Origin of the sequence: Fibrobacter sp. UWH5 (genome assembly GCF_900142505.1) — a bacterium.
Lineage (GTDB): Bacteria > Fibrobacterota > Fibrobacteria > Fibrobacterales > Fibrobacteraceae > Fibrobacter.
In genome coordinates, this window is record NZ_FRBB01000001.1 from 508,903 (window position 1) to 529,744 (window position 20,842).

The window sequence follows — 20,842 nt, forward strand, 5'->3', positions numbered from 1 at the left end:
CACTCTTTGAGTGGTCTTCTTCGTTCTAGTCGGAATAGCGAGATTCGAACTCACGACCTCTTGCTCCCGAAGCAAGCGCTCTACCAGACTGAGCTATATTCCGTTTTGGTGAGACCAAATATAGAATGTGTCAGGAACTTTTTAAAGGGGTTTAGGGTAAAAAAATCATTTTTTTGCCCTGGGCTTGCCTTTTGAGTTGAGTTTGGGGGTGGGTTTGCCAAGTTTTATGATGCTGGAACCGGCGTTGTCGGGTTCTACCTTGTAGAGGGTAATGCGGTTGCTCCATTCGGAACGGGCCTTGCGGTCGATAATATGCTTGACGTTGCCGTATTCGGGGTTTCCGCCGCCGTGGATGACTCGGAGGACGCTGAGACCGGCAATGAGCAGGTCATCGATGCGGCGCTCTACGGCTGCTGCTGCTTCGTCGGAGGTCATTCCGTGGAGGTCGATTTCGTCTTCGGGGACGGGAAGATCCCAGCTGGAGGGGCTGCGGCGCATTTTCTTGCCGCGGGGGCCGCGGGTCTGGGGGCGAGAGGCAAGCTCAGCTTCTTCTGCCTGCTGGCGAGCCTTGTCCTTGTCTTCCATGCGGTGGTTCATGATCCATTCTAGCTGAAACTTTTCATCTTCGTTCAGATCCATAAGTGCGTCCCTTCTTCTTAGCGGCACCAAATGTAGAAAACAAACGTTTTTTTCCCAAATGTTTTTGGATGTTTTTATTCTAGTTAGCGTTTTTAAATTATACGTCCATCAAATAAATAAAGAAGACTGTTCTTATTACTTATATTTGAGGCGTTATTTTTTCATAGGAATCGGATTATGGTTCGTAACGCTTTTAAGATGGTGGTGGCCCTTGCCTTGGCCATTTCTTCTGTGGCTTTTATGGGCTGCTCGGCTGGTGGTGATGATGCCTTGGCAAACCGCGTGCACAAGGTTTCTGACTTGGCCCACAAGAAGGTGGGTGTGCAGATTGGTAACACCGCCGATATTTATGCTTCTGAATATGGTGGCGATACTGCCAAGATCGATGTGGAACGTTTCACCAAGTTGGCCGATGCTGTTCAGGCTCTAAAGCAGGGCAAGATTGACGCTGTTCTTCTGGATGACCAGCCGGCAATTTTCTTTGTGAAGCAGAATCCCACTCTCCGCGTTCTGGAAGAGACTTTTGTCGAGGAAACTTACGCTGGCGTTATTGCCAAGGGTAACGAAGGTCTCTTGGATACCTTCAACCTGGTGCTGAAGGAAATGCACGAGAATGGCATTTTCGATTCCTTGATGGCTACTTATATCGGCGGTACCGGTTCTTACCATTACACCCAGAAGGTGAAGGAAGGAAAACCTCTGGTGCTGGCTACCAATGCCCAGTTCCCGCCTTACGAATATCACGAAGGTGAATTCATCGTCGGTCTTGAAATCGAGTTGGCTTATTACCTGGCCGATAAGATGGGTCGCGTGCTGGAAATCCAGGACATTGAATTTGATGCTGTAATCAATGCGGTAAGTTCTGGCAAGGCTGACCTTGGCTTGTCTGGTTTCACTGTTACTGAGGAACGCAAGAAGTCCATTAACTTTACCGACAAGCTGGTGGATAATAAGGTGGTCGTCATGGTTCGCAGCGATGTTAAGGCTAGCGAACTTGACAATAAGGTTTTTGCAGTTAGCGATCTTGGTCATAAGAAGGTGGGTGTGCAGATTGGTAACACCGCCGATATTTATGCTTCTGAATATGGTGGCGATACTGCCAAGATCGATGTGGAACGTTTTACCAAGTTGGCTGATGCTGTTCAGGCTTTGAAGCAGGGCAAGATTGATGCTGTTCTTCTGGATGATCAGCCGGCTATTTTCTTTGTGAAGCAGAATCCCACTCTCCGTGTTTTGGATGAAGCTTTCGTTGAGGAAACTTACGCAGGTGTTATTGCCAAGGGTAATGAGGGCTTGCTGGATACCTTCAATCTGGCTTTGAAGGAAATGCATGAAAACGGCATTTTTGATTCCTTGATGGCTACATATATTGGCGGCACCGGTTCTTACCATTACACCCAGAAGGTGAAGGAAGGAACGCCTCTGGTGCTGGCTACCAACGCCCAGTTCCCGCCTTATGAATATCATGAAGGTGAATTCATCGTCGGTCTTGAAATCGAGTTGGCTTACTACCTGGCCGATAAGATGGGTCGCGTGCTGGAAATCCAGGATATTGAATTTGATGCTGTAATCAATGCGGTAAGTTCTGGCAAGGCTGACCTTGGCTTGTCTGGTTTCACTGTTACTGAGGAACGCAAGAAGTCCATTAACTTTACCGACAAGCTGGTGGACAACAAGGTGGTGATTCTTGTCCGTACTGGCGAAGTGGAAGCCTCCCAGGAAAGTTTTGGCGAAAAGTTCCACAAGAACTTCATCAAGGATAACCGCTGGAAGTATATTGGCGAAGGTCTCCGCAATACTTTGGTGATTTCTTTCTGTGCCGCACTTCTCGGTATTTTGATTGGTTTCATTGTGGCCATGGTCCGCGTGAACCACGAGTTTAACGGCAAGTGCAAGATTGGCAACTGGATTTGCAAGGCTTACCTGGCCGTGATTCGCGGTACGCCTATGATGGTCCAACTGTTGATTATCTACTACATCGTGTTTGCTTCTGTGAACGTGAATAAGCTGCTGGTGGCGATTATCGCTTTCGGTATTAACTCCGGTGCCTACGTTTCTGAAATTATCCGCGGTGGCATTAAGGCTGTGGATCCGGGGCAGATTGAAGCTGGCCGCAGTCTTGGTCTAAAGTTCAGAACTGTGATGATCCATGTGGTTTATCCCCAGGCATTCAAGAATTCTCTGCCGGCTTTGACTAACGAATTTATTTCCCTCATCAAGGAAACTTCTATTTGCGGCTACATCGGTTTGACTGACTTAACCCGCGGCGGCGACATTATCCGTAGTTTGACTTACGAAGCCATGTTCCCGTTGATTTCTGTGGCTATCGTTTACTTCATCATCGTGGCAGGCCTTTCCGCTTGCGTCTCCCGTCTTGAACAGAGACTGAAGAAGAACGAACGTTAAGGAGGTGCGACAATGAGTGAAAAGCAAGTAATGATCGAAGTGAAGGATCTTTGCAAGTCCTACGGCGAAAAGCAGATCCTGAAGAATATCAATGTTGAATTTCATAAGGGTGACGTGGTGGCCATTATCGGACCTTCCGGTTGCGGTAAGTCCACTTTCCTGCGTCAGCTGAATTTGCTGGAAAAGCCTACCAGCGGCGATATTCTGCTGGACGGCAAGAGCATTTTGGACAAGAAGGTTTCTAAGCCCACTATCCGTGCCCGTGTAGGCATGGTGTTCCAGCAGTTCAATCTGTTCAAGAATATGACTGCCTTGGAAAACATCATGTTTGCTCCTGTAAAGCTTGGTCGTGTGACTAAGGCTGAAGGGGAAAAACTTGCCAAGGAATTGTTGGAACGTGTTGGCTTGGCTGATCGTGGGGATCATTATCCCGCTCAGCTTTCTGGTGGCCAGCAGCAGCGTGTGGCTATTGCCCGTGCCGCTGCCATGAATCCCGAAGCCATCTTGTTCGATGAACCCACCAGTGCTTTGGACCCTGAAATGGTGGGTGAAGTTCTGAAGATTATGAAGGACTTGGCTCAATCCGGCATGACCATGCTGGTCGTGACTCATGAAATGGGCTTTGCCCGTGAAGTGGCTAATCGCGTGCTGTTCTTTGCTGACGGTATTATCAAGGAAGATGGCACCCCTGCTGAAATCTTTGACAATCCCAAGGACCAGCGCCTAAAGGATTTCTTGGCTGCTATTAAGAAGTAGCCGGCACTGTCGTTACGAACTTGAAAAGGGTCGCTGGTGCGGCCCTTTTTTAATGTTCTTTGAATTGGTGGATTAACGGATTCGAATGACGGATTGGCGCAGTGCCTTTCCGTTTTTTGTTACGCGCATTAGGTAGACGCCGGCCTGCTTGGGGGAAGCCTTTAGGGCGTTTCCGTTCATGTCAAAGTACTGGATTGTGGCATCGGACAAATCCAGAGAATTGTGGCGAAGCTGGGCGATGGCTGTGGTGCTGGAGTCTGAAACAACTGTAGAATCCTTGCCAGAATTTTCGCCAGAATCGCTGCCGGTTTCTTCGACGGGAATTTTTATGGTAATTGTGAATGTCACCTGTTTGTTTTTGTAGACAACAGCCTGCTTGATGGTGAAGGTGTCACCCGGCTTTACCAGGTTAGGCATGTGTCCAACCTTGGTAGTCATGGTGTTGAGATTTACGTTGGAGAATACGATACTGGGGCCGTTTGTATTCCACTGGGCAACGGCGCCCTTGGTATCAAACCAGTGGCCGGTGCCTTCGCCGGTGGTTTCGCTGTTCAGGTAACCATCGGGTTCAACGGCGTAGAAACTAGCCTTGGTTGCAATTTCGTTTTGTGCAATTCCGAGAGCTTCGGCGACCTTTGCTCCCTGCAAATCGACGGTCACAGGGGCGTAGCTGTCGCTGATGGGCAATTCGGTGGCGAGGGTAATTTCGGTTTCTACGAAAGGTTCTGCATTGTAATCGGTGCAATCGCCACCGAGGCAGAAACTGAGGCTGTTTCCGCTAACACTGGCGTCCGTGAATTTCAGCCCAGTTTCTGCGCCACTGTACCAGCGGATTGCCGGGTAGAGCGCATCTGAAAATGCACTGTAGGAATTTGTAGCATTAAAGAATGCGCTGGTTCTGCTGCCGGGAGAGGGCCACTGGTCGTTTTCGGGATCGCTGCTGTTGCCCTTGGAATCTGCGTGTACAATTCGCAGCCCCAGTTTATCTGCGGCAGAATTCCCAGAGATGGAAAAGTCGTAGTGCTGCATCAGAATGCCGCTGCCTGTCAGCGATTTGTTTCGTCCATCGTTTTTAACGTAGGACCAGACTAAGCCTTCCTTGTCGGGACGGTTCGGGTTCTTGAAGCGGTAACATTGTTCCCCTGCAGTTGTAGAAATCTTGCCGAGATCTTCTGCGGTTACATCTACAAAGGGAATCCAGCCCTGGTCGGCTCGATAGAAGTCGTTGATTGCAACCGGATTCCAGTCGTTTGCGCGGTTGCCCATGGTGCAGTAGTCACCGTACCAGTAAAGGTCGGGCCAGCCAAAGACCATGTGTCCATTTTCATGAATGAAAACATAGATGGAAAATTTGCCCGGCATGTCGGTCATCTGGTGCTTTTGCAGGCGGACGCCGTCGCGAATTTCGTTGGACCAGCCAGCGTGAGGCCAAAGTCCCTGCCCCCATGTTAGACCGGGACCAGCGTACACGATATTGATGGCTTCGGTAATGCCGTCTTTGTCGTTGTCGTAGCGGGAGTAATCCACTTGGGAATCGAAGTACTCGAATATTTCCTTGACCAAAACATCGGAACCGGAATATCCTTCCAGTTCTTCGTAATAAGACTTGGGATACTTTGCTCGATACCAGCCGAAGACTTCGTTGGTAAAATCCAGTTGGCCATTGGAGACATCCAGATAGTAATCACGGACGGAACCGTTACAACCATCGCGGTTGAAACCTTCCTTGTTGAGCCAGTCGGAAATTTCTTCCTTGGTGACAGGGGCGGCTTGGTCTGAAAAGTCCACCAGCAGGGTGAGGCCGTAGATTTTCCCCTTGGGGGAGGAGTAGTGGCTTTTTTCCATTGGTGGAGCAAACATCACGCTTGTCGTCCCTGAATTTTTCCAGGCGCCTCGCGAGTTGTCAAACTTTGTGATTGCTTCGTCGGGCCAAGCTTGAACTCGCTTTCCCTGATAGACAATGTCTGCAAAGGACGTGCCGCAAAGAGCGAACACTAATCCGCCAAATAACCAATTCTTCAAACATCCCATAATTACACCTTTTTATACAATATACCCAAAAAATGGAACGTCGATTCACTTGTTTTCAATTGTACACTTGATTTGGTGTATTTTTAGTGAATTTAGACCTGATTTTGCTTAAATTTAGGATATGAAGAAAAATCGTCTCCTTTCTGCTGCTATTACCTTGTTTTTGAGCACAGCAGCCAACGCTGCTGTTCAAGGTTCTGTATTTGATGAATCGGGAGCTCCCATTAAGGATGCTGTGGTTAGCATTAAGACCTTGCCCAATCTTTTACCCGATGCCCGCACCCTTTCCAATGCTAAGGGTAAGTTCACTATCAAGGACAAGGTTGCCGATCCTCAGGTTTTGATTGTCCGCAAGACCGGTTTCTTGCCGGAAACTTTGTCTGTGGCCGCTGTCGTCGATCCCAAGAACCCGGCCAAGATTATTTTGAAACGCGATCCCATCGAAGACCAGATTGACTCTTTGATGTCTGGCATGACCATCGATGACATGATTGCCCAGATGACTCAGGCCTTGGTTCCTCATGTAAATTGTGGTAATAGCATTTGCGGTTCTGCTCTTCAGGGCGGTGGCGCTTACGCTGCTGAATTCTACAAGAATGCCTGGGCTCAGAAGATTCCCGTGACTTATGGAAAGGATTGCGTTCATGGTGCCGCTGACCTTGTTAATGGCACGGTGTTCCCCCATAACATTGGTCTTGGCGCTACTCGAGATTCTGCCCTGGTTCGCCGTATTGGCCAGGCTACCGCAGAAGAAATGTGGGCGGCTCACATTGACTACAATTTCGCTCCTGCCTTAAGCGTTCCTCAGGATGAACGTTGGGGCCGTACTTACGAAGGCTTTGGCGAAAAGCCGGAATTGGCCATTGAACTGGGTTCCGCATACCTTCGCGGTTTGCAGGGGGATCATTTTGACGCAGAATGGCGTGTTACTGGAACCATCAAACATTTTATTGGTGACGGTGGTACGGCCAAGGGATGGGATCGCGGCGACGTTAAGGCTACTGACGCCCAGATTCGTAAAACCCATTTGCCGCCTTACATTGCTGCTGTAGAACAGGGCGCCCAGAGTGTGATGGCCAGCTTCAATACGGTGCGCGGAGTTCATCAGCATGTGGATTCCCTGCGCCTTACAGGTTGGCTGAAAACGGAACTTGGCTTTGACGGTTTTGTGGTTGCTGACTGGGAAGGCATTCAGCATTCCATTACTCCGGGCAATGCCGGGGATTACTCTGGTAAGATTACCAATATTTCCAGCGAAGAGGCTATTCGCCGTGCCGTTAACGCAGGCATTGACCTGGCCATGGTTCCGTCTTCTGCGGAATCGTTCGTAAGCACTCTGACGGAATTGGTGAAGAATAAGAAGGTTTCCGAAGATCGTATTAAGGATGCTGTCCGTAGAATTCTTCGCGTGAAGATTCGCGCAGGCCGCCTGGAAAATCCCAATGGTCCTGCAAAGTATGTGGGCGTTGTCGAAAATATCGGTAGCGCAGAACATCGCGCCATTGCCCGTGAAGCCGTGCAGAAGAGTCTTGTTGTTCTGAAGAACGAAGGCATTCTGCCCTTGGCTAAGGATGGCAAGATTTTTGTGACCGGATCTCATGCCGACCATACGGGTCTTCAGAGTGGTGCCTGGACTTTGGGCTGGCAGGGAACCCGTGGCGAAGTTCCTGGTGCAACTTCCATTTTGGCTGGCGTAGATCAGGTGGCTAAGGGCGCTCGTGTAGAATCTGCTGACAGTGCCAATACGGTTCTTTATGTGATTGGTGAATCCCCTTATGCTGAATGGTTCGGCGATTTCCGTGAAAAGGATTTTAATAATAAGTTGTTTACAACGGAACGTTCCCACACCACGCACTTTGAAAGTACCGACGTGAACCTCAAGGAAATCAAGGCTTGGAAGGCTGCTGGCAAGAAGGTGATTCTCGTTCTGGTGGCTGGCCGTCCGTTGCCTATTACCAAGTTGATCGATGCCGTTGATGGTTTCGTGATGGCTTGGCTTCCGGGTAGCGAAGGTGCTGGCGTTGCCGATGTTCTCTTCGGTGATGTAAAGCCTACGGGCAAGTTGCCTCACACTTGGCCCAAAGACGCCAAGCAAATTCCCATTAACGATGGCGACGGAAAGAAGGGCCTGTTCCCTTACGGCTTCGGCTTGACTTATTAAGAATGCCGTGAATTACACGCGAAAATTTCCGTGGTAGTTCCAGCTCCATTCCGACGGATTTTCAGAAATCCAATTTTCAATTTCTTTGGCGATACTGGACGTTAGGCTGGTACCGCTAATTTTTATTTGATTCGTGGAATTATTCCGCTGATCAAATTTCGGAGGATAGTACGTTTCAAAACGGATGACGATTTCGATCTTGCCGCGGTGTTGATTGCCGCGACACCCTTTTTCGCGGAACCCTTCGCAGTTGCTTGCTGCGCGGGTGAAGGTGCGGAAGGTGACGATACCCGCACCCATCTGGTTTACTTTTTCGGGTAGTCGCAGGTAGAGCGTACTTGGCATTCCGAATAGCGTTTCCGTACAGCCTTTGGTATGGCGCCCTTGATCCACCACCATGGCGAGAATGGCATTTCCTTTCTTGTTCAACTTTGCTGGCGGCGCAAATAGGTTCCGCAACAGTTGGGACAGTTCGTCGGGGGGATACTCTGTCAGATGTTCATCACTGCGCAGTTCCTTCAGAAGTTGTCGCGTTGCTTCGTCACCGACGGAATCCGTAATCAGGTGGACGTTGTCGCTGTAACGGCAAAGGCTGCGATGCAATAATTCAAAGGCTCCCTGATGAATGCTGATTGCGGCAAGGGGCAGGGGCGTTCCGTCAGAACTTTTACTGCGGGTCAGGGCTTCCATCATGACGTTTTCGTTTTCGTAGACGATCCTGTCTGTGGTTCGCTTAAGTCGTGCTAGCCCGCGGTAAGAATCGATGGCGTTCCAGTAGATTCCCCGGAAAACATCGTCTGCGGTACACTTTGCTGTAAAACCCCTAAAGGCTCTTGCTTTCTGCAAATGCGCGACCGTTCTCCCGTAAGCCCGCTTCTGGTGAAGAGCCTTGTATATGGGAAATGCCACAATAAAAAGAGCTGCGAAAAACCAGTTCGGCATTCGCAGCAAAATATTCAAGGCTGTTTTGTAAAAGGTCAGCTTCACTTTTGCGGGGCTTATTCTTCGTCAAACTCCAGGATGCTCTTACCCAGTTCGCGTTCGAAAACTCGGCGGGAAAGTCCTTCGCCGGCATAGCTAAGGGCGGGGGAGATTTCGTAAAGCTTGTCGGCCTTCACTTCGCAGTGAGCCTTCTTCAGCCATTCCTTGTGGAGCTTACCGATCATGATACGAGCGGTCTTGGGACTGTCGTTTCCTTCGGCATTCTTAACCGGGCTGAATTCCTCTTCGCGGATAACACCGAAGGGCATCATGGTTCCCAGCTGGGGGAATGCGTCAAACAGGAACTGTTCAAACTTCCAGCACTGTTCAATGCCGCAAACGGTCTTGCGGGCAGTGTGCCAGGGGAGCTTGCTGGTCTGCAGCTTACGAAGACCTTCCAACTTGAAAAGGTGAACGGCAATATTTCCGCCATCGAAAGTCAAGCTTCCGTCGGGGTTCTTCATGTCGCGATATTCTTCGGGAAGGTCGCTGTATTCCACGACGCCGGGCTTCTTGTTCTGGAAGGCAAAAATGCCAACCTTTTCGTTGGGGCCGGCCTTGGGAACGACCTTGGAGGCACTCATGCTGCGGCCTTCGCTGGCGAGAGCGCCAATAAAGGCAGGGTCGCAAATGCGGCAGAGGGCGTTGTCGACACTGTAGAGGAACACGTAACGAACTCCACGCTCAATGAGCCATGCCAAAGAACCGCTCTGGGCCAGGGCGCGGAAGCAACCTCCGTTTCCATCGGGAACCAGGGCCAGATGATCTTCGCCATCCAGCACAGCCTTTCCGTCGGGAGTCAAGGCGCAAATGGTGCCCTGTTCAAAGAAACGGATGTTCTGGCGGTCCATGCCAAAGAAATTATTTTCGGTAAAGAAGTTGACTGTGGCCTCGTGGTTGAGAGGGCTAGTCATAATGCACCAGGGAATGGGATGGCCTACCTGGGCTGCCAAGTTCTGCAGACGTTCTGCCTGCAGCTGGAACAGACTCTTGTGGCTGGGGAGGCCGATGTCGAACATGCCCTTGGGACCTTCAAAGCCAAGGCGGGAACCTTGTCCACCGGCTACCAGGAATGCGGCTACTTGACCCTTGCCCAGAAGAATTTCGCCCGTTTCCTTCCAGAAGTCGTAGCGTAAGTCATCTGCTGCAATCTTGAAAGGCATAGGCTGCAGGTCTGCAGAAACATTGTCGCTTAAGTTAGCGGCGGATTTTTCTGCGTGCAGGGCCTTCAGTTCGTTCCAGTCCTGGCTTGCGATATCGCGTTCAAGATTCTTGCGGGCATCGCCGCTCAGGGTTTCCAAATGCTTCAGCAGGTCGTCCTGACCGGCTGCCTTCAAAACTTCAATAATATCTGCCATTATCAAGTTACCTAATACCGAAGAAAATCACCATGCTGACAATCAAGGCGAAGATGCTGATCAAGTGCATTCTCCACACGATCTTGGAATTCATCAGGGGCTTGCTGGGGAAACGTCCGTCCCACTTCTTCTGGAAATGATGGTGCAGAGGGGCGCAAAGGAAAATGCGTCGACCTTCACCAAAGGCCTTCTTGGTAATCTTGAACCAGGTAATCTGGAGAAGCACGGAGCAGGCTTCAGCAATGATGATGATGCAGACGATGGGAAGGAAGAGACCTGCCTGCACGAGAATGAACATAATGCCGATAGCTGCACCGAAGCCCACGGAACCGGCATCGCCCATGTAGATTTCTGCCGGAGGGCTGTTAAACCATAAGTAAGCCAGCAGAGAGCCTGCAATGGACATGGCCAGGGGGAACAGTTCATCGCAACCCGGCAGGTAGGGAACGTGCAGGTAGTTACTGAAAATGAAGTTACCGCTGACGTAGGCCACCAGACCGACAAAAACCATGCTAGAAAGAATAGGCACAGAAACAAGGCTGTCTAGACCATCGGTAAAGTTGGTTCCGTTGGCGGAAGCCGCAATGACGAAAGTCATGAAGCCCACGAAAATCCAGTTGGGCAGGTGAATCTGGAAAACGTTGATGGGGCAGAAGGGAATGGTCAGGTCGCCCTTAAGTTCGGGAATGAACTTATAGCAGAAAATTGCCACCACCAGACTAAACAGGAAATACAGGAACAGACGCAGGGAACTGGAAATGCCGTCAGCCTTGTCCATATAGTCGGCTGCAGTGAGCTTGCCCAGCTTGATCAGTCGTTTGGCTCGTACCTTGGCGATATCGTCGATGGCGCCAACCGCAGAGAAGGCGGCCAGCACGGCCAGAGTCGAAATGGTGTAGCCGTTCATCTTGCAAACGAGGAGGGAGACAATTTCTACCACGACTACAAGAAGGAGACCGCCCATAATGGGGGGAGATTTGCTCTTTCCGTCCTTGTCGAAGTCGCTGGTGGCATCCAGCGCCTGCAACTTGCGGATGTAAATGGGCATGAAAACCATGACCATGATGATGGAAAGCATGGCGGCAACACCTGCGCGGAACAGACGGCCGTCGAAAAGATCAATGCTGGTTAAGTGATAAAGCCACTGGCAAAGCATAATTCAGTTATCAGTTAACAAAAAACTGTTTTACAAAAAAAGAAAAAATACGGGTCCACATACACACATCAAATAGGTAGGTCAAATTTAAAAACATTTGTTCGTTCTGTTATTTTTCTAAATTGTATTCTATGGAAAAATTGCATATTGATTGCCCTCACTGTGGCGCCTCTTTTGATGTTGAACTTCAGGGCGAAAAGGCTAATATGATGGTCTTTTGCTGTGCCCGATGCAAAACACCCCTGATGTACTGTCACGGGGAAGTGGGCGAACTGGATCGCGATGAATTTGCAAACCTGCGCAAAAAGTTAAGTCGCGCCATAGAGGCCGCCGTTAGCCGTGATGGCTCCCTGGCTGGAGTTGCCGATGCACTCCGTCAGATGGTGGATGCTTCCAATGCTATCGCCGAAGAAAGGGAACCGGAACCTAAGGCTCCCATTACCGACGAATCCCTGGCGGCCCTCCAGAAGGAACTGGATGAAATGGATGCCGAAAGCTTCCTGGACCAGCTTTAAGGGGCCTGTATGAAAATCCTTTTCTCTGACCTAGACGGTACTTTGCTGACCGACGAGAAGCTTATCCTTGACGAGGATATGGCTGCCATTCAGCATATGTTGGATCAGGGAAACAAGTTCCTTATTACGACTGGACGTCCACTGACAAGTGCTAAAAAATTGGCCAAGAAGTATGGATTCTTCAAACCTGGCTTTTTCCTGGTCAGCTTTAATGGCGGACTTATTTACGATTGTGCCACCGAGCAGCCGATCCTTACCCGACGTATTCCCGTAGAATCCGTCAAGTCCATTATGGATGCCGCCCATTCCTGTGGTATGCACGCCCATACCTATGCCGGTGACCTGGTTATTTCAGAATATGAGACGGACCAACTGAAAAAGTACTGCGAAACGATGATGATGGACTACCTCGTTGTAGACAACGTTGTGGAGTACTTCGCCTCTCTAGAAAGTGAAACGGCTCCGGTTGCCCCCGCAGTCCCTATCAACGTGGTCATAAAGCCGTCTCCCATCAAGGTGAACGTCATTACCCCCTTCGGACACGGAAGCCTCGAAGAATTCCGAACCGAAATGCGTAAAACCACTGCCGGCAACCTGTTTGACGTTTTTAGCAAACCTGAAATGCTGGAATTTTCAAACCTGAAATCCAACAAGGGTGACGCTGTTCGATTCATGGCGGATTTCTATAAAGTCCCTCTGTCCGATACGATTGCCTGCGGTGACGAAGAAAATGACTGTCCCATGATCGAGGCCGCCGGTCTTGGCGTTGCCATGGTCAACGGATCCGAAATTGCCAAGTCCAAGGCAGACTACATTACCGAAGCAGACAACAATCATGGCGGAATTGCCGAAGTCATCCGCAAGTTCGTGATTAGATAAGATCCAATCTTTTCTAGATTTGGGTCCATGAAAAAATGGTTCGCCTCCCTTAACCTTGGGAAGAAGGAAGCATCCATTGCTGCAGCAACGCTTGCGGTTATGGTTGTAGCCTTCTTGATTTTTAACAACCTGACGGTTCCTTTCGCTAGACGTTGGGATATTGACTGGGGTTATTATTCCATCTTGTTGACCTTCATTTTGCTGTTGGTCGGTGTCGTTATAAACATCCCTTCGACCTCTAAGCATTTGAAGTCGTTCCTGCCCTCAGGAAAGCCTATGTGCGGCTTTGTCCTGGTGACCTTGATTTTTTCTGTTTTCATGTTTGGAAACATCGGAAATACCCACCGGGTCCTCAGTGATGAAACTAGCTGGGAGTCTATGGGCCTGCAGATGTATTTCCAGCATACAGGGGGAATTTGCAACGAAGGTATCTGGAATGGCGACGTTCTGGATTGCAAGAATGAAGTAAATAACTTCAAGGGCAAGGCTCTAGGATTTGTCTATTCCCTGGTGTTTAACTTTGCAGAACCGAATCGCGATACGGCCTTGTTGGTCAATTATCCGTTCTATTTGCTAAGCCTGCTGTTCTTCTTCCTGGCATTATCAAAATGGTTTAAGAATGGCTGGACGGCCCTGGCGGCAACAGCATTCCTGGGTGGTATGCCTATATACTTGTTGCAGGCCCGTTCCGCTTCTACCGAAGTGCTTTATATTTTCCTGCTCTCGGTACTTATGGCCTGGTACGCCTTTGTTCCCGCCAACAAGGTGAACTGGAAACATTTCATGCTGACTGTTCCCTTATTGGGCTTCTTTGCCCAGACCCGTCAGGAAACCGTTTTTGCGTTTATTCCCTTTGCCCTTTATTATCATAAGTATTTCCTGGAAAAGGTAAATCGTCTGCCCCTCTTTGTTCTGGCGGTAATTACTGTCAGCTGGCCCTCTGTAAATACCATGGCCGCTTATCGAGGTTATGATTTCCAGGGTGGGGAGCACGCCGCTCATTCCTTTGAAAACTTGTGGTTCAATCTGAAGACTAATATTGAAGTCATGCTGAACCTGAAGGAAGACCCCTCCTTCGGCGGCATTATGATGAACCCCTTCTATACCAGTTTTACCATTATCCTGTTGGTGGCAACGGTGTGGCTTCTGGTTCGTGCAGTTGCCTTTAAGCGTTACCGTAAGGGATTGCTACTCGGTCTAACGTTCTGTCTCCAGATTTTCGTAATCATGTTTAACGTGTCTGGAACTTTTACCATCGACATCAACCAGCGATACGTACTTGTCGCCTTGCCGCTGTTTGCCCTGATCATGGCTTTGGGCCTTTTCGATGCTCTTCAGTTTGCAACTAAAATGCGTCTCGATGCCGCAGGCAAGATTGTCGCCTTGATCGCTTGCCTTATGTCTGTGGGGCTGATGGTCTATCACGGAAACAGCTATCGCAGCAATATGCTTTACTACAAGAACAAATTGCTGGGCGAAGAAGATTACCTGAATACGGCTTTGGCCTCGTATCCCGAAAAGTCAATTTTCATCTATTCTCGTCCCTGGCAGATGCTGGCTTCTGGTCACAGCGCCTTTAGCGAACGAACCTTCATGGGTTGGGATACTGAAACATTCGCCAAGTGGTCCCAGGTTTCCAATGGCAATATCTATCTGGTCCGAGGCCAGGACGGCTATGGTGAATTGAACCGCAAGAGCCGAGTGGTTGGCTTCAAGACTACGACCCAGATTGACGGCATCCTTAACGACTATAAGAATGAACGCGTCCTGCTGGAACCTAAACTGTTTGGCTATCCTCTGGCGATTTACAAGATCATTGCCAAGAAGGGCGTGTCCGCTTACCAGCAGAATATGTTTGTCTCCGAAATGGAAAACAACAGCTTCGTGGTCAGCAAGATGTTCCCCGAGTCCATTACCTGCCAGTATAGCTTGAACGGCGAACTGCAGGAAGATCTCGTGGTCTCCCTGAATTCTGATACGCTGCAGCTTGATTCTGCAAAAATCAGGGCCGGTATGAACCGCGCTAGCCTTGAATGTCTGATGCCCGATAACGACACCATGCGCGTGCTTAAGGACTTCTTTATCGAAGATCCTAATGTTCTGCTTCTTTCATCCCTCAAGATTGATAGTTATTCTCAGGATTGGGGCTCTCCCCAGATTAATGAATCCGTAGAACATCATCGTCTAACGCTAGATGAAGAAGTCTTCCGCTACGGTATCGGTTCCCATGCAAATTCCAGCATCGTGTTCAAGCTGCCTGCATCATATAGCGTGCTGCACTCCGTTATTGGTCTAGATGACGAAAGTGCTTGCGGTGATGGTGCCAGCTTCATCATTACAGGCGACGGGCGTGAATTGTTCCGCAGCAAGCGTCTGTACCCGACAGAAAAGCAGTCTATCGATGTGGACGTCGCTGGCGTAAAAACGATTGTGCTGGGAATCGACATGGGCGGAAACAAGGATTGCGACCACGGTGACTGGGCCAACATCTGGCTGGAGAAGGCTAAGTGAAAGTCCTAGTGGCTCCTTTGGATTGGGGCCTTGGGCATGCCACTCGGTGCGTGCCCGTTATTCGTGAATTCCTGCGTCAGGGCGCCAAGGTCGAACTGGCTGTGGTAAAGTCCAACGCGGGATTGCTGCGTCGGATCTTTCCGAACCTGCGTCAGCATCTGGCTCCCAGCTACAATATTGTATATCCGAAACATGGCTATAACATGGGGCTGTGGCTTTTGAAAAATGGAGCCCATCTAAATAAGGTGATTCGTTTTGAACGGATGTATGCCGAAAAAATGGTGGAGTCCCATGGCTTCGACGTCCTTGTTTCTGATAACCGATTTGGTTTTTACAGCAGGAAGGCGAAGTCGATCTACATGACGCATCAGCGCCGTATTGCGTTCCCTCCGATGCTATCGGCTTTTGAACCTACGGGAATCTTGTGGCATGCTGCCGTCATGCGCCATTTTGACGAAGTCTGGGTTCCTGACTTGCCGGAATATCCGGGCTTTGCCGGAAGAATGTCTCACGTTTCCCTTGCGCCCCGTCCTATAAAGTTTGTGGGGGCCCTGTCTAGATTTGCGGGGCAGGAGACTCGACAAAAAGAACAGGCGGCGCCGAAGTACAAGTTTGTTGCCGTGGTTTCTGGCGTGGAACCGGCCCGAAGCCGTTTTGAAAATATGCTGAAAGAGGCTTTTTCAAAAATTGAAGGACGCCACGCAATTATCATGGGACGTCCCGCTCTGGGTGTAAAGAGCTGGAACGAAGGGAATGTGGATTTCTTTACCCACCTGGAAGATGAAGCCTTTGCCGAAACCATTCAATCTGCAGATTGGATTGTTTCCCGTGGAGGATATTCGACCATTATGGATATGGCCGTTCTCAAGGCGAAGTGCATTTTTGTTCCGACTCCCGGACAATACGAACAAGTTGTTCTTGCCCGTGATTTAGCGGAAGCCAGGTCTGCGTTGACTATTGATGAAAAGAACTTTGATAACCGTAGTTTGTTGCAAATGATCTCTCAATCTTCGGATGACGTTCGGCTCCCTGATACCCCAAAAAATGAACTTTTGAAACAGGCCGTTCTGCAATCCTTTAGAAAAAGAGTTTGATAAAAAAATTGGTACCGTAATAAAAAAAGTCTAACTTTATAAAAAGAGAATTTATGCCTCAGTTTGTATTAGCCTTTCCCATGACCTGCGAAGCTTCCGCTCCGGTGGTTGTCAACGAAAATGTAACCTTGGCCGCCGATGCCAAGTCTGCCATTATCCCTGGCTGTACGGTCATGTTTAATGTGGTTCGCAAGGAACATGTTGATGGACTTGCTGGAATCTTCAGGGAACACCAGGATATTTCTGCCGATGCCGCTTCCGCTATCGAAGCTCACAAATCCTTGCTGTTCCTGCTGGGAGAAGCTAAGAATGTTGACGAAGTGAATCAGGTGAACATGGCAATTCTCAAGATGTTTTCTGCAGGCGCCCTGGGCGTTTACATGCAGCAATCCGGTGCCGCCTGGAGTGTCGAGGGGTTCCGCGAAGAAGTGGGGGATGGAGAATATCCCATGGACCCGTGGATTAATTTCGTAGAAAATGGAGACCTTCTCTATACCCTGGGCTTGGCCTGCTTTGGCTTGCCGGATCTTTGTGTCTCAGCTTCCGAAGAAGATGCCCAGAGCAAGTTGCTTTTTGTGGCAGACGCCTTGTTTGGTGATGGCATTCCGGCAAAATCCGGTTCTGAAGTGGATCTTGAAGAAGACGGTATTTATGTCCTACGTCTTGAAACCAAGAATCCCTTCCCCAAGGATTCACCGGAATTTAACCGTCAGGGTATTTTCCGCATCGTTAAGAAAAAGTAAAACGAAAACAAAAACACCCAACCTTGCGGCTGGGTGTTTTTTTTTGGGGGGTTAGGAGGAGAACAAAGAGTTCTTGATTATTAAGATAGTAATCTCCGTGAAATTTTGGCAACTCAAAGTGGTTAAATTTTTTTTGAGTGTTATTTTTATCACAATGCAATTCGATTATATTTGTCTTATTAGCAGAAAAATTTCTTGGAGAAGATATGAGTTGTAGAATTTTGATGCGCTTTGTAGGCGAAACGGACCAACTTTCTGGTGTTTATGACGAAATTATGGAAAGTTTCCCTGATGCAGAGCTCCCAAGTGAAGACTGCGGCGAATGGTATTCTGTAGACGACGTCATGATGGACGAGTATGAATGCCGTTTTGAGGAATTGCCTGAAAGCGCCCTGATGGCCATGGACGGATCCATTTTTGTGGAAGATGAACTGCCCGAGGAATTCTTTGCTGAACTGATGGAACGCTTCGAGAAAGTCTTCGGAGCCTTTAAGTGGGCCAGCCTTGATGTAGGCGTAGGTTGTGGCACCAGTGATGGCTGGGGAGAATTTAACCCGGAATACGCAGACGATGGTTCTGACGAAGCTAACGAAATTTCAGAAGCTGTTATAGGATTTTAATATGAATTACAATGTAATTACCGCAGAAGAACTTCAAAAGAATCCGATCAAGATGATTGAAGGTTTTGGTCTGCAAGAAACTTTTCGCCCAGAAGTTTGATGAACAAAGCTTCATCGACAAGAGCATTCTTGATCGCTGGTACGCAAACGATTCAATGCACACCTTGTACATTGCTGAAATCGAAAAAGTTCTGGCAAAGTGACGCCTTTAGGTGGCTCGAGACTTTATGAATAAAGGAAAATCTCCCGATAGACAAGAAGAAATACTCAATACTCTTGGGCAAAATCTTGATGAGATGTTGGCGATTCTAGAAGAAGATTCTGACCGGGCTCGCGCAGGCTGGGATCACGCTGCTGCTTCGCTTACCGCATCGAAGATGACGGGGGAGGAACTTCGCCAGAAGTGCAAAAAATACATTCCCGTTCTTCGCAAACTTTTGAAGATTCCACCAGTTTGTTATCTGTTTAGGTCCGTGATTGAGTTGGCTGACAAATACTCCTGGCTAAAAAAGTCTTAAGAATGAAATAAGGAAACCCTCGGTGATGAATGAACCGAGGGCTTTCTTAATTGGTCAACAAAGCGTAATAAAACTAAGTCTTGTCTTCACCGCGGAGCATGATGACCTTACCGGTGCGGATGTATTCGACGATTTCGAACTTCTGGCACAGGCTCTTCATGGCATCGATCTTATCGGTGTTGCCGGTAATCTGGATGATCATGGAGTTTTCGGTCATGTCAACGGTAACAGCCTTGAAGTGATCGCAGAGCTGCAGGATTTCGGTACGCTGTTCCGGAGCGCAACGAACCTTGATCAAGGCAAGCTCCTTTTCCACCACGTTCATGTTGGTATGGTCCTTGGCCTGCACAACGTCAACCAGCTTTTCCAGCTGCTTGATGATCTGCATCAAGATTTCGGGATTACCGTGAGCCACAATGTTCATGCGGCTGAAGTTGGGGTCCAGCGTGGGGGACACGACCAGGGAGTCGATGTTGTAACCACGGCGGGAGAACACCAGAGCGATGCGAACGAGCACGCCCGGGCGGTTTGCGACTAACAAGCTAATAGAATGAGCTGTAGAAATCATTTTTTTATCTCCTTTCCGTGATTAGGTCGATCCAGTCGGCTTGTCCAGCTGAGTCTTGGGCTGTTCAGTAATCATGGAGGTCAAAGGTGCACCTGCCGGAATCATGGGGAACACGTTGTCTTCCTTTTCGCATTCGCACCAGATAACGATAGGACCGTCGTTGTAGTCCAGAGCCTTCTGGATCATGCGTTCTGCATCGGCAGCGCGCTTGATGCGGAGACCCGGGATACCGTAGGCTTCTGCCAGCTTGACGAAGTCAGGGTTGCCCTGCATGTCGACACTGGAGTAACGGTGGTCGTAGAACAGTTCCTGCCACTGACGCACCATGCCCAGGTACTTGTTGTCGAGAACGAAAATCTTGATGGGCAGCTTGTGGATTGCTGCGGTTGCAAGTTCAAATTCGGTCATCTGGAAGCCACCATCGCCGCTGAAGCTGCAGACGGGCCAGCCGGTGGTGTTGCCGAATGCTGCACCGATTGCAGAGGGCAGGCCGAAGCCCATGGTGCCTGCGCCGCCACTGGAGTGGAGCTGGCGGGGGTTGTTGATCTTGAAGAACTGTGCAACCCACATCTGATGCTGACCCACGTCGGTAGTGACGATTGCCTTACCCTGGGTAAGGTCGCTGACGGTCTGCACGATGTGCTGCATACGGAGACCACCCTGCTTGGGGTAGGTCAGCGGGAAACGCTTCTTCCAAGTCTGGCAGGTCTTGACCCATTCTGCGGAGTCCAGCTTAGAAACGAGGGGCAGGAGCTGTTCCAGAACCATCTTGGCATCGCCGCACATGAACACATCCGGCTGGAGAACCTTGCCTTCTTCGGCGGGGTCGATGTCGATGTGCATCTTGATGGCGTCCTTACAGAACACTTCAAGCTTACCGGTGATACGGTCGTCCCAGCGGGAACCGATGGAGAGAATCAGGTCGCAGTCAAGCACAGCCTTGTTTGCGTAAACAGTACCGTGCATGCCCAGCATACCGAGAGAAAGTTCGTGGTCGGTGGGGAAGGTGCCGAGGCCGAGGAGGGTGCAAGCTACGGGAGCCTGGAGCTTTTCTGCCAGTTCCTTAACCTGACGGGCTGCGCCAGAAATCATAGCGCCGTGGCCAACGAGGAGCAGGGGCTTCTTGGACTTCTTCAGGAATTCAGCAGCCTTTTCTACGGTTTCTGCAGGAGCGTAGGTAGGAATCTTGTAGCCGGGAAGGTCCATCTGATCGGTGAACGGTGCGGTGCAAGCGCCGGCAGTCACATCCTTCGGGAGGTCGATGAGCACGGGGCCCGGACGGCCAGTACGTGCAATGTGGAAAGCTTCCTTCATGATGCGGGGAAGATCGTTGGGATCCTTCACTAGGTAGGAGTGCTTGACGGCAGCGAAAGTCATACCGCTGGTATCGCATTCCTGGAAGGCGTCCTTACCCAGGTTCGGAGTGGTGGTCTGAGCGGCCAGCACAACGATGGGGCTGGAATCCATGAGGGCAGTGTAGATGCCAGTAAAGGTGTTGGTAGCACCCGGGCCGGAAGTAACGAGGGCAACGCCGACCTTGCCGGTCTGACGAGCATAGCCATCAGCCATGTGAGTTGCGCCCTGTTCGTGACGGGTGAGGACAACCTTGATGTTGGAATCAAGAATTGCGTCAAACATCGGAATAGCGGATCCACCAGGATAGCCGAAAATGGTGTCGATGCCTTCACGCTTGAGGCATTCGATGATCACTTCTGCGCCGCTTAAGGTTTTATTTGCCATAAAATTTCCTATTTCGGATGGTTTATAACTTTTATAATATGGCGAAAATATAGTCAAACATAGGGTAAATGGTAAGAGTTTGATGAAATTATTTTGAAAAAATGATGGTTTTGGAATGCAAATTTGGGGGAATTGGTCTTTTGTTTGATTAAAAACACGTTTTTAT

General features: G+C 49.6%; 19 protein-coding genes and 1 tRNA gene. 11 read left to right on the plus strand and 9 right to left on the minus strand.

The window, feature by feature from the left end; translation table 11 throughout:
* Positions 1 to 29: 29 nt before the first annotated feature.
* Both BUB38_RS02190 and BUB38_RS02195 read right to left on the minus strand, forming a co-directional pair.
* Positions 30 to 103 (minus strand) — tRNA-Pro (locus tag BUB38_RS02190).
* Positions 104 to 165: 62 nt separating this feature from the next.
* Complete coding sequence (locus tag BUB38_RS02195) at positions 166 to 639, minus strand: Smr/MutS family protein (RefSeq protein WP_073156378.1); 474 nt, start codon at positions 637 to 639, stop codon at positions 166 to 168.
* A 177-nt stretch (positions 640 to 816) separates the two neighbouring features.
* Here BUB38_RS02195 and BUB38_RS15730 point away from each other — a divergent pair, with 177 nt between their 5' ends.
* Together BUB38_RS15730 and BUB38_RS02210 are read left to right on the plus strand one after the other, a co-directional pair.
* Positions 817 to 3,045 (plus strand): ABC transporter permease subunit, encoded by a 2,229-nt coding sequence (locus BUB38_RS15730; RefSeq protein WP_083541832.1) that lies wholly within the window; start codon positions 817 to 819, stop codon positions 3,043 to 3,045.
* 12 nt (positions 3,046 to 3,057) lie between these two features.
* Positions 3,058 to 3,801: an amino acid ABC transporter ATP-binding protein gene (locus BUB38_RS02210; protein WP_073156380.1), complete on the plus strand. Its 744-nt coding sequence runs from the start codon at positions 3,058 to 3,060 to the stop codon at positions 3,799 to 3,801.
* A gap of 72 nt (positions 3,802 to 3,873) precedes the next feature.
* On the opposite strand, the gene BUB38_RS02215 is transcribed toward BUB38_RS02210, so the two are convergent.
* Positions 3,874 to 5,823 (minus strand): M6 family metalloprotease domain-containing protein, encoded by a 1,950-nt coding sequence (locus BUB38_RS02215; RefSeq protein ID WP_254794849.1) that lies wholly within the window; start codon positions 5,821 to 5,823, stop codon positions 3,874 to 3,876.
* Positions 5,824 to 5,953: 130 nt separating this feature from the next.
* Here BUB38_RS02215 and BUB38_RS02220 point away from each other — a divergent pair, with 130 nt between their 5' ends.
* Positions 5,954 to 7,993 (plus strand): glycoside hydrolase family 3 N-terminal domain-containing protein, encoded by a 2,040-nt coding sequence (locus BUB38_RS02220; RefSeq protein WP_073156386.1) that lies wholly within the window; start codon positions 5,954 to 5,956, stop codon positions 7,991 to 7,993.
* 12 nt (positions 7,994 to 8,005) lie between these two features.
* On the opposite strand, the gene BUB38_RS02225 is transcribed toward BUB38_RS02220, so the two are convergent.
* Genes BUB38_RS02225 through BUB38_RS02235 form a run of 4 tightly spaced genes read right to left on the minus strand, consistent with a single transcriptional unit; the run spans position 8,006 to position 11,488 of the window.
* The gene (locus BUB38_RS02225) at positions 8,006 to 8,839 is read right to left on the minus strand and encodes a lysophospholipid acyltransferase family protein (RefSeq protein WP_254794850.1); all 834 of its coding nucleotides are present in this window, start codon (positions 8,837 to 8,839) and stop codon (positions 8,006 to 8,008) included.
* Positions 8,817 to 9,005 (minus strand): hypothetical protein, encoded by a 189-nt coding sequence (locus BUB38_RS16690; protein WP_249269463.1) that lies wholly within the window; start codon positions 9,003 to 9,005, stop codon positions 8,817 to 8,819. The genes BUB38_RS02225 and BUB38_RS16690 overlap by 23 nt, the downstream gene beginning before the upstream one ends.
* Entirely contained in the window at positions 8,992 to 10,332 is a 1,341-nt protein-coding gene (locus BUB38_RS02230) for a UTP--glucose-1-phosphate uridylyltransferase (RefSeq protein WP_073156389.1), read from the minus strand. Before BUB38_RS02230 ends, BUB38_RS16690 begins: the two co-directional genes overlap by 14 nt.
* A 7-nt stretch (positions 10,333 to 10,339) precedes the next feature.
* Positions 10,340 to 11,488 carry an MraY family glycosyltransferase gene (locus BUB38_RS02235; RefSeq protein WP_073156392.1) on the minus strand — a complete coding sequence of 383 codons (1,149 nt, stop codon included), beginning with the start codon at positions 11,486 to 11,488 and terminating at the stop codon, positions 10,340 to 10,342.
* A 131-nt stretch (positions 11,489 to 11,619) separates the two neighbouring features.
* Here BUB38_RS02235 and BUB38_RS02240 point away from each other — a divergent pair, with 131 nt between their 5' ends.
* The 8 genes from BUB38_RS02240 to BUB38_RS02270 all read left to right on the plus strand — a co-directional run bounded on the left by BUB38_RS02240 (position 11,620) and on the right by BUB38_RS02270 (position 18,368).
* The gene (locus tag BUB38_RS02240) at positions 11,620 to 12,003 is read left to right on the plus strand and encodes an MJ0042-type zinc finger domain-containing protein (RefSeq protein ID WP_073156777.1); all 384 of its coding nucleotides are present in this window, start codon (positions 11,620 to 11,622) and stop codon (positions 12,001 to 12,003) included.
* Positions 12,004 to 12,012: 9 nt separating this feature from the next.
* A complete protein-coding gene (locus tag BUB38_RS02245) occupies positions 12,013 to 12,882 on the plus strand; it encodes a Cof-type HAD-IIB family hydrolase (protein WP_073156395.1) in 870 nt (289 codons plus the stop codon).
* A 27-nt stretch (positions 12,883 to 12,909) separates the two neighbouring features.
* Entirely contained in the window at positions 12,910 to 15,393 is a 2,484-nt protein-coding gene (locus tag BUB38_RS02250; protein ID WP_073156398.1) for an NPCBM/NEW2 domain-containing protein, read from the plus strand.
* A 50-nt stretch (positions 15,394 to 15,443) separates the two neighbouring features.
* Positions 15,444 to 16,487, plus strand: coding sequence for a glycosyltransferase (locus tag BUB38_RS02255; protein ID WP_254794851.1), 1,044 nt, complete (start codon positions 15,444 to 15,446; stop codon positions 16,485 to 16,487).
* Positions 16,488 to 16,540: 53 nt separating this feature from the next.
* On the plus strand, positions 16,541 to 17,230 hold the full coding sequence (locus BUB38_RS02260) for a hypothetical protein (RefSeq protein WP_073156404.1): 690 nt from the start codon (positions 16,541 to 16,543) through the stop codon (positions 17,228 to 17,230).
* 206 nt (positions 17,231 to 17,436) lie between these two features.
* Positions 17,437 to 17,850 (plus strand): hypothetical protein, encoded by a 414-nt coding sequence (locus BUB38_RS02265; protein WP_073156407.1) that lies wholly within the window; start codon positions 17,437 to 17,439, stop codon positions 17,848 to 17,850.
* Positions 17,851 to 17,906: 56 nt separating this feature from the next.
* Positions 17,907 to 18,053, plus strand: a complete 147-nt coding sequence (locus BUB38_RS16215) for a hypothetical protein (RefSeq protein ID WP_158535404.1) — start codon at positions 17,907 to 17,909, stop codon at positions 18,051 to 18,053.
* Positions 18,054 to 18,077: 24 nt separating this feature from the next.
* Positions 18,078 to 18,368: a hypothetical protein gene (locus BUB38_RS02270; protein ID WP_073156410.1), complete on the plus strand. Its 291-nt coding sequence runs from the start codon at positions 18,078 to 18,080 to the stop codon at positions 18,366 to 18,368.
* 73 nt (positions 18,369 to 18,441) lie between these two features.
* Here the strand turns inward: BUB38_RS02270 and ilvN are convergent, their stop codons facing one another.
* Together ilvN and ilvB are read right to left on the minus strand one after the other, a co-directional pair.
* Positions 18,442 to 18,936 (minus strand): acetolactate synthase small subunit, encoded by a 495-nt coding sequence (gene ilvN / locus BUB38_RS02275; protein ID WP_073156413.1) that lies wholly within the window; start codon positions 18,934 to 18,936, stop codon positions 18,442 to 18,444.
* Positions 18,937 to 18,957: 21 nt separating this feature from the next.
* Positions 18,958 to 20,676 carry a biosynthetic-type acetolactate synthase large subunit gene (ilvB, locus tag BUB38_RS02280; protein ID WP_073156416.1) on the minus strand — a complete coding sequence of 573 codons (1,719 nt, stop codon included), beginning with the start codon at positions 20,674 to 20,676 and terminating at the stop codon, positions 18,958 to 18,960.
* Positions 20,677 to 20,842: the final 166 nt, after the last annotated feature.

Coding starts and splice junctions, on each gene's coding strand:
- BUB38_RS02210 (WP_073156380.1), top strand. CDS start 3,058: ATGAGTGAAAAGCAAGTAATGATCGAAGTGAAGGATCTTTGCAAGTCC.
- BUB38_RS02270 (WP_073156410.1), top strand. CDS start 18,078: ATGAATAAAGGAAAATCTCCCGATAGACAAGAAGAAATACTCAATACT.
- BUB38_RS02250 (WP_073156398.1), top strand. CDS start 12,910: ATGAAAAAATGGTTCGCCTCCCTTAACCTTGGGAAGAAGGAAGCATCC.
- BUB38_RS02245 (WP_073156395.1), top strand. CDS start 12,013: ATGAAAATCCTTTTCTCTGACCTAGACGGTACTTTGCTGACCGACGAG.
- BUB38_RS02260 (WP_073156404.1), top strand. CDS start 16,541: ATGCCTCAGTTTGTATTAGCCTTTCCCATGACCTGCGAAGCTTCCGCT.
- BUB38_RS02235 (WP_073156392.1), bottom strand. CDS start 11,488: ATGCTTTGCCAGTGGCTTTATCACTTAACCAGCATTGATCTTTTCGAC.
- BUB38_RS15730 (WP_083541832.1), top strand. CDS start 817: ATGGTTCGTAACGCTTTTAAGATGGTGGTGGCCCTTGCCTTGGCCATT.
- ilvN (WP_073156413.1), bottom strand. CDS start 18,936: ATGATTTCTACAGCTCATTCTATTAGCTTGTTAGTCGCAAACCGCCCG.
- BUB38_RS02220 (WP_073156386.1), top strand. CDS start 5,954: ATGAAGAAAAATCGTCTCCTTTCTGCTGCTATTACCTTGTTTTTGAGC.
- BUB38_RS02230 (WP_073156389.1), bottom strand. CDS start 10,332: ATGGCAGATATTATTGAAGTTTTGAAGGCAGCCGGTCAGGACGACCTG.
- BUB38_RS02195 (WP_073156378.1), bottom strand. CDS start 639: ATGGATCTGAACGAAGATGAAAAGTTTCAGCTAGAATGGATCATGAAC.
- BUB38_RS02240 (WP_073156777.1), top strand. CDS start 11,620: ATGGAAAAATTGCATATTGATTGCCCTCACTGTGGCGCCTCTTTTGAT.
- ilvB (WP_073156416.1), bottom strand. CDS start 20,676: ATGGCAAATAAAACCTTAAGCGGCGCAGAAGTGATCATCGAATGCCTC.
- BUB38_RS02265 (WP_073156407.1), top strand. CDS start 17,437: ATGAGTTGTAGAATTTTGATGCGCTTTGTAGGCGAAACGGACCAACTT.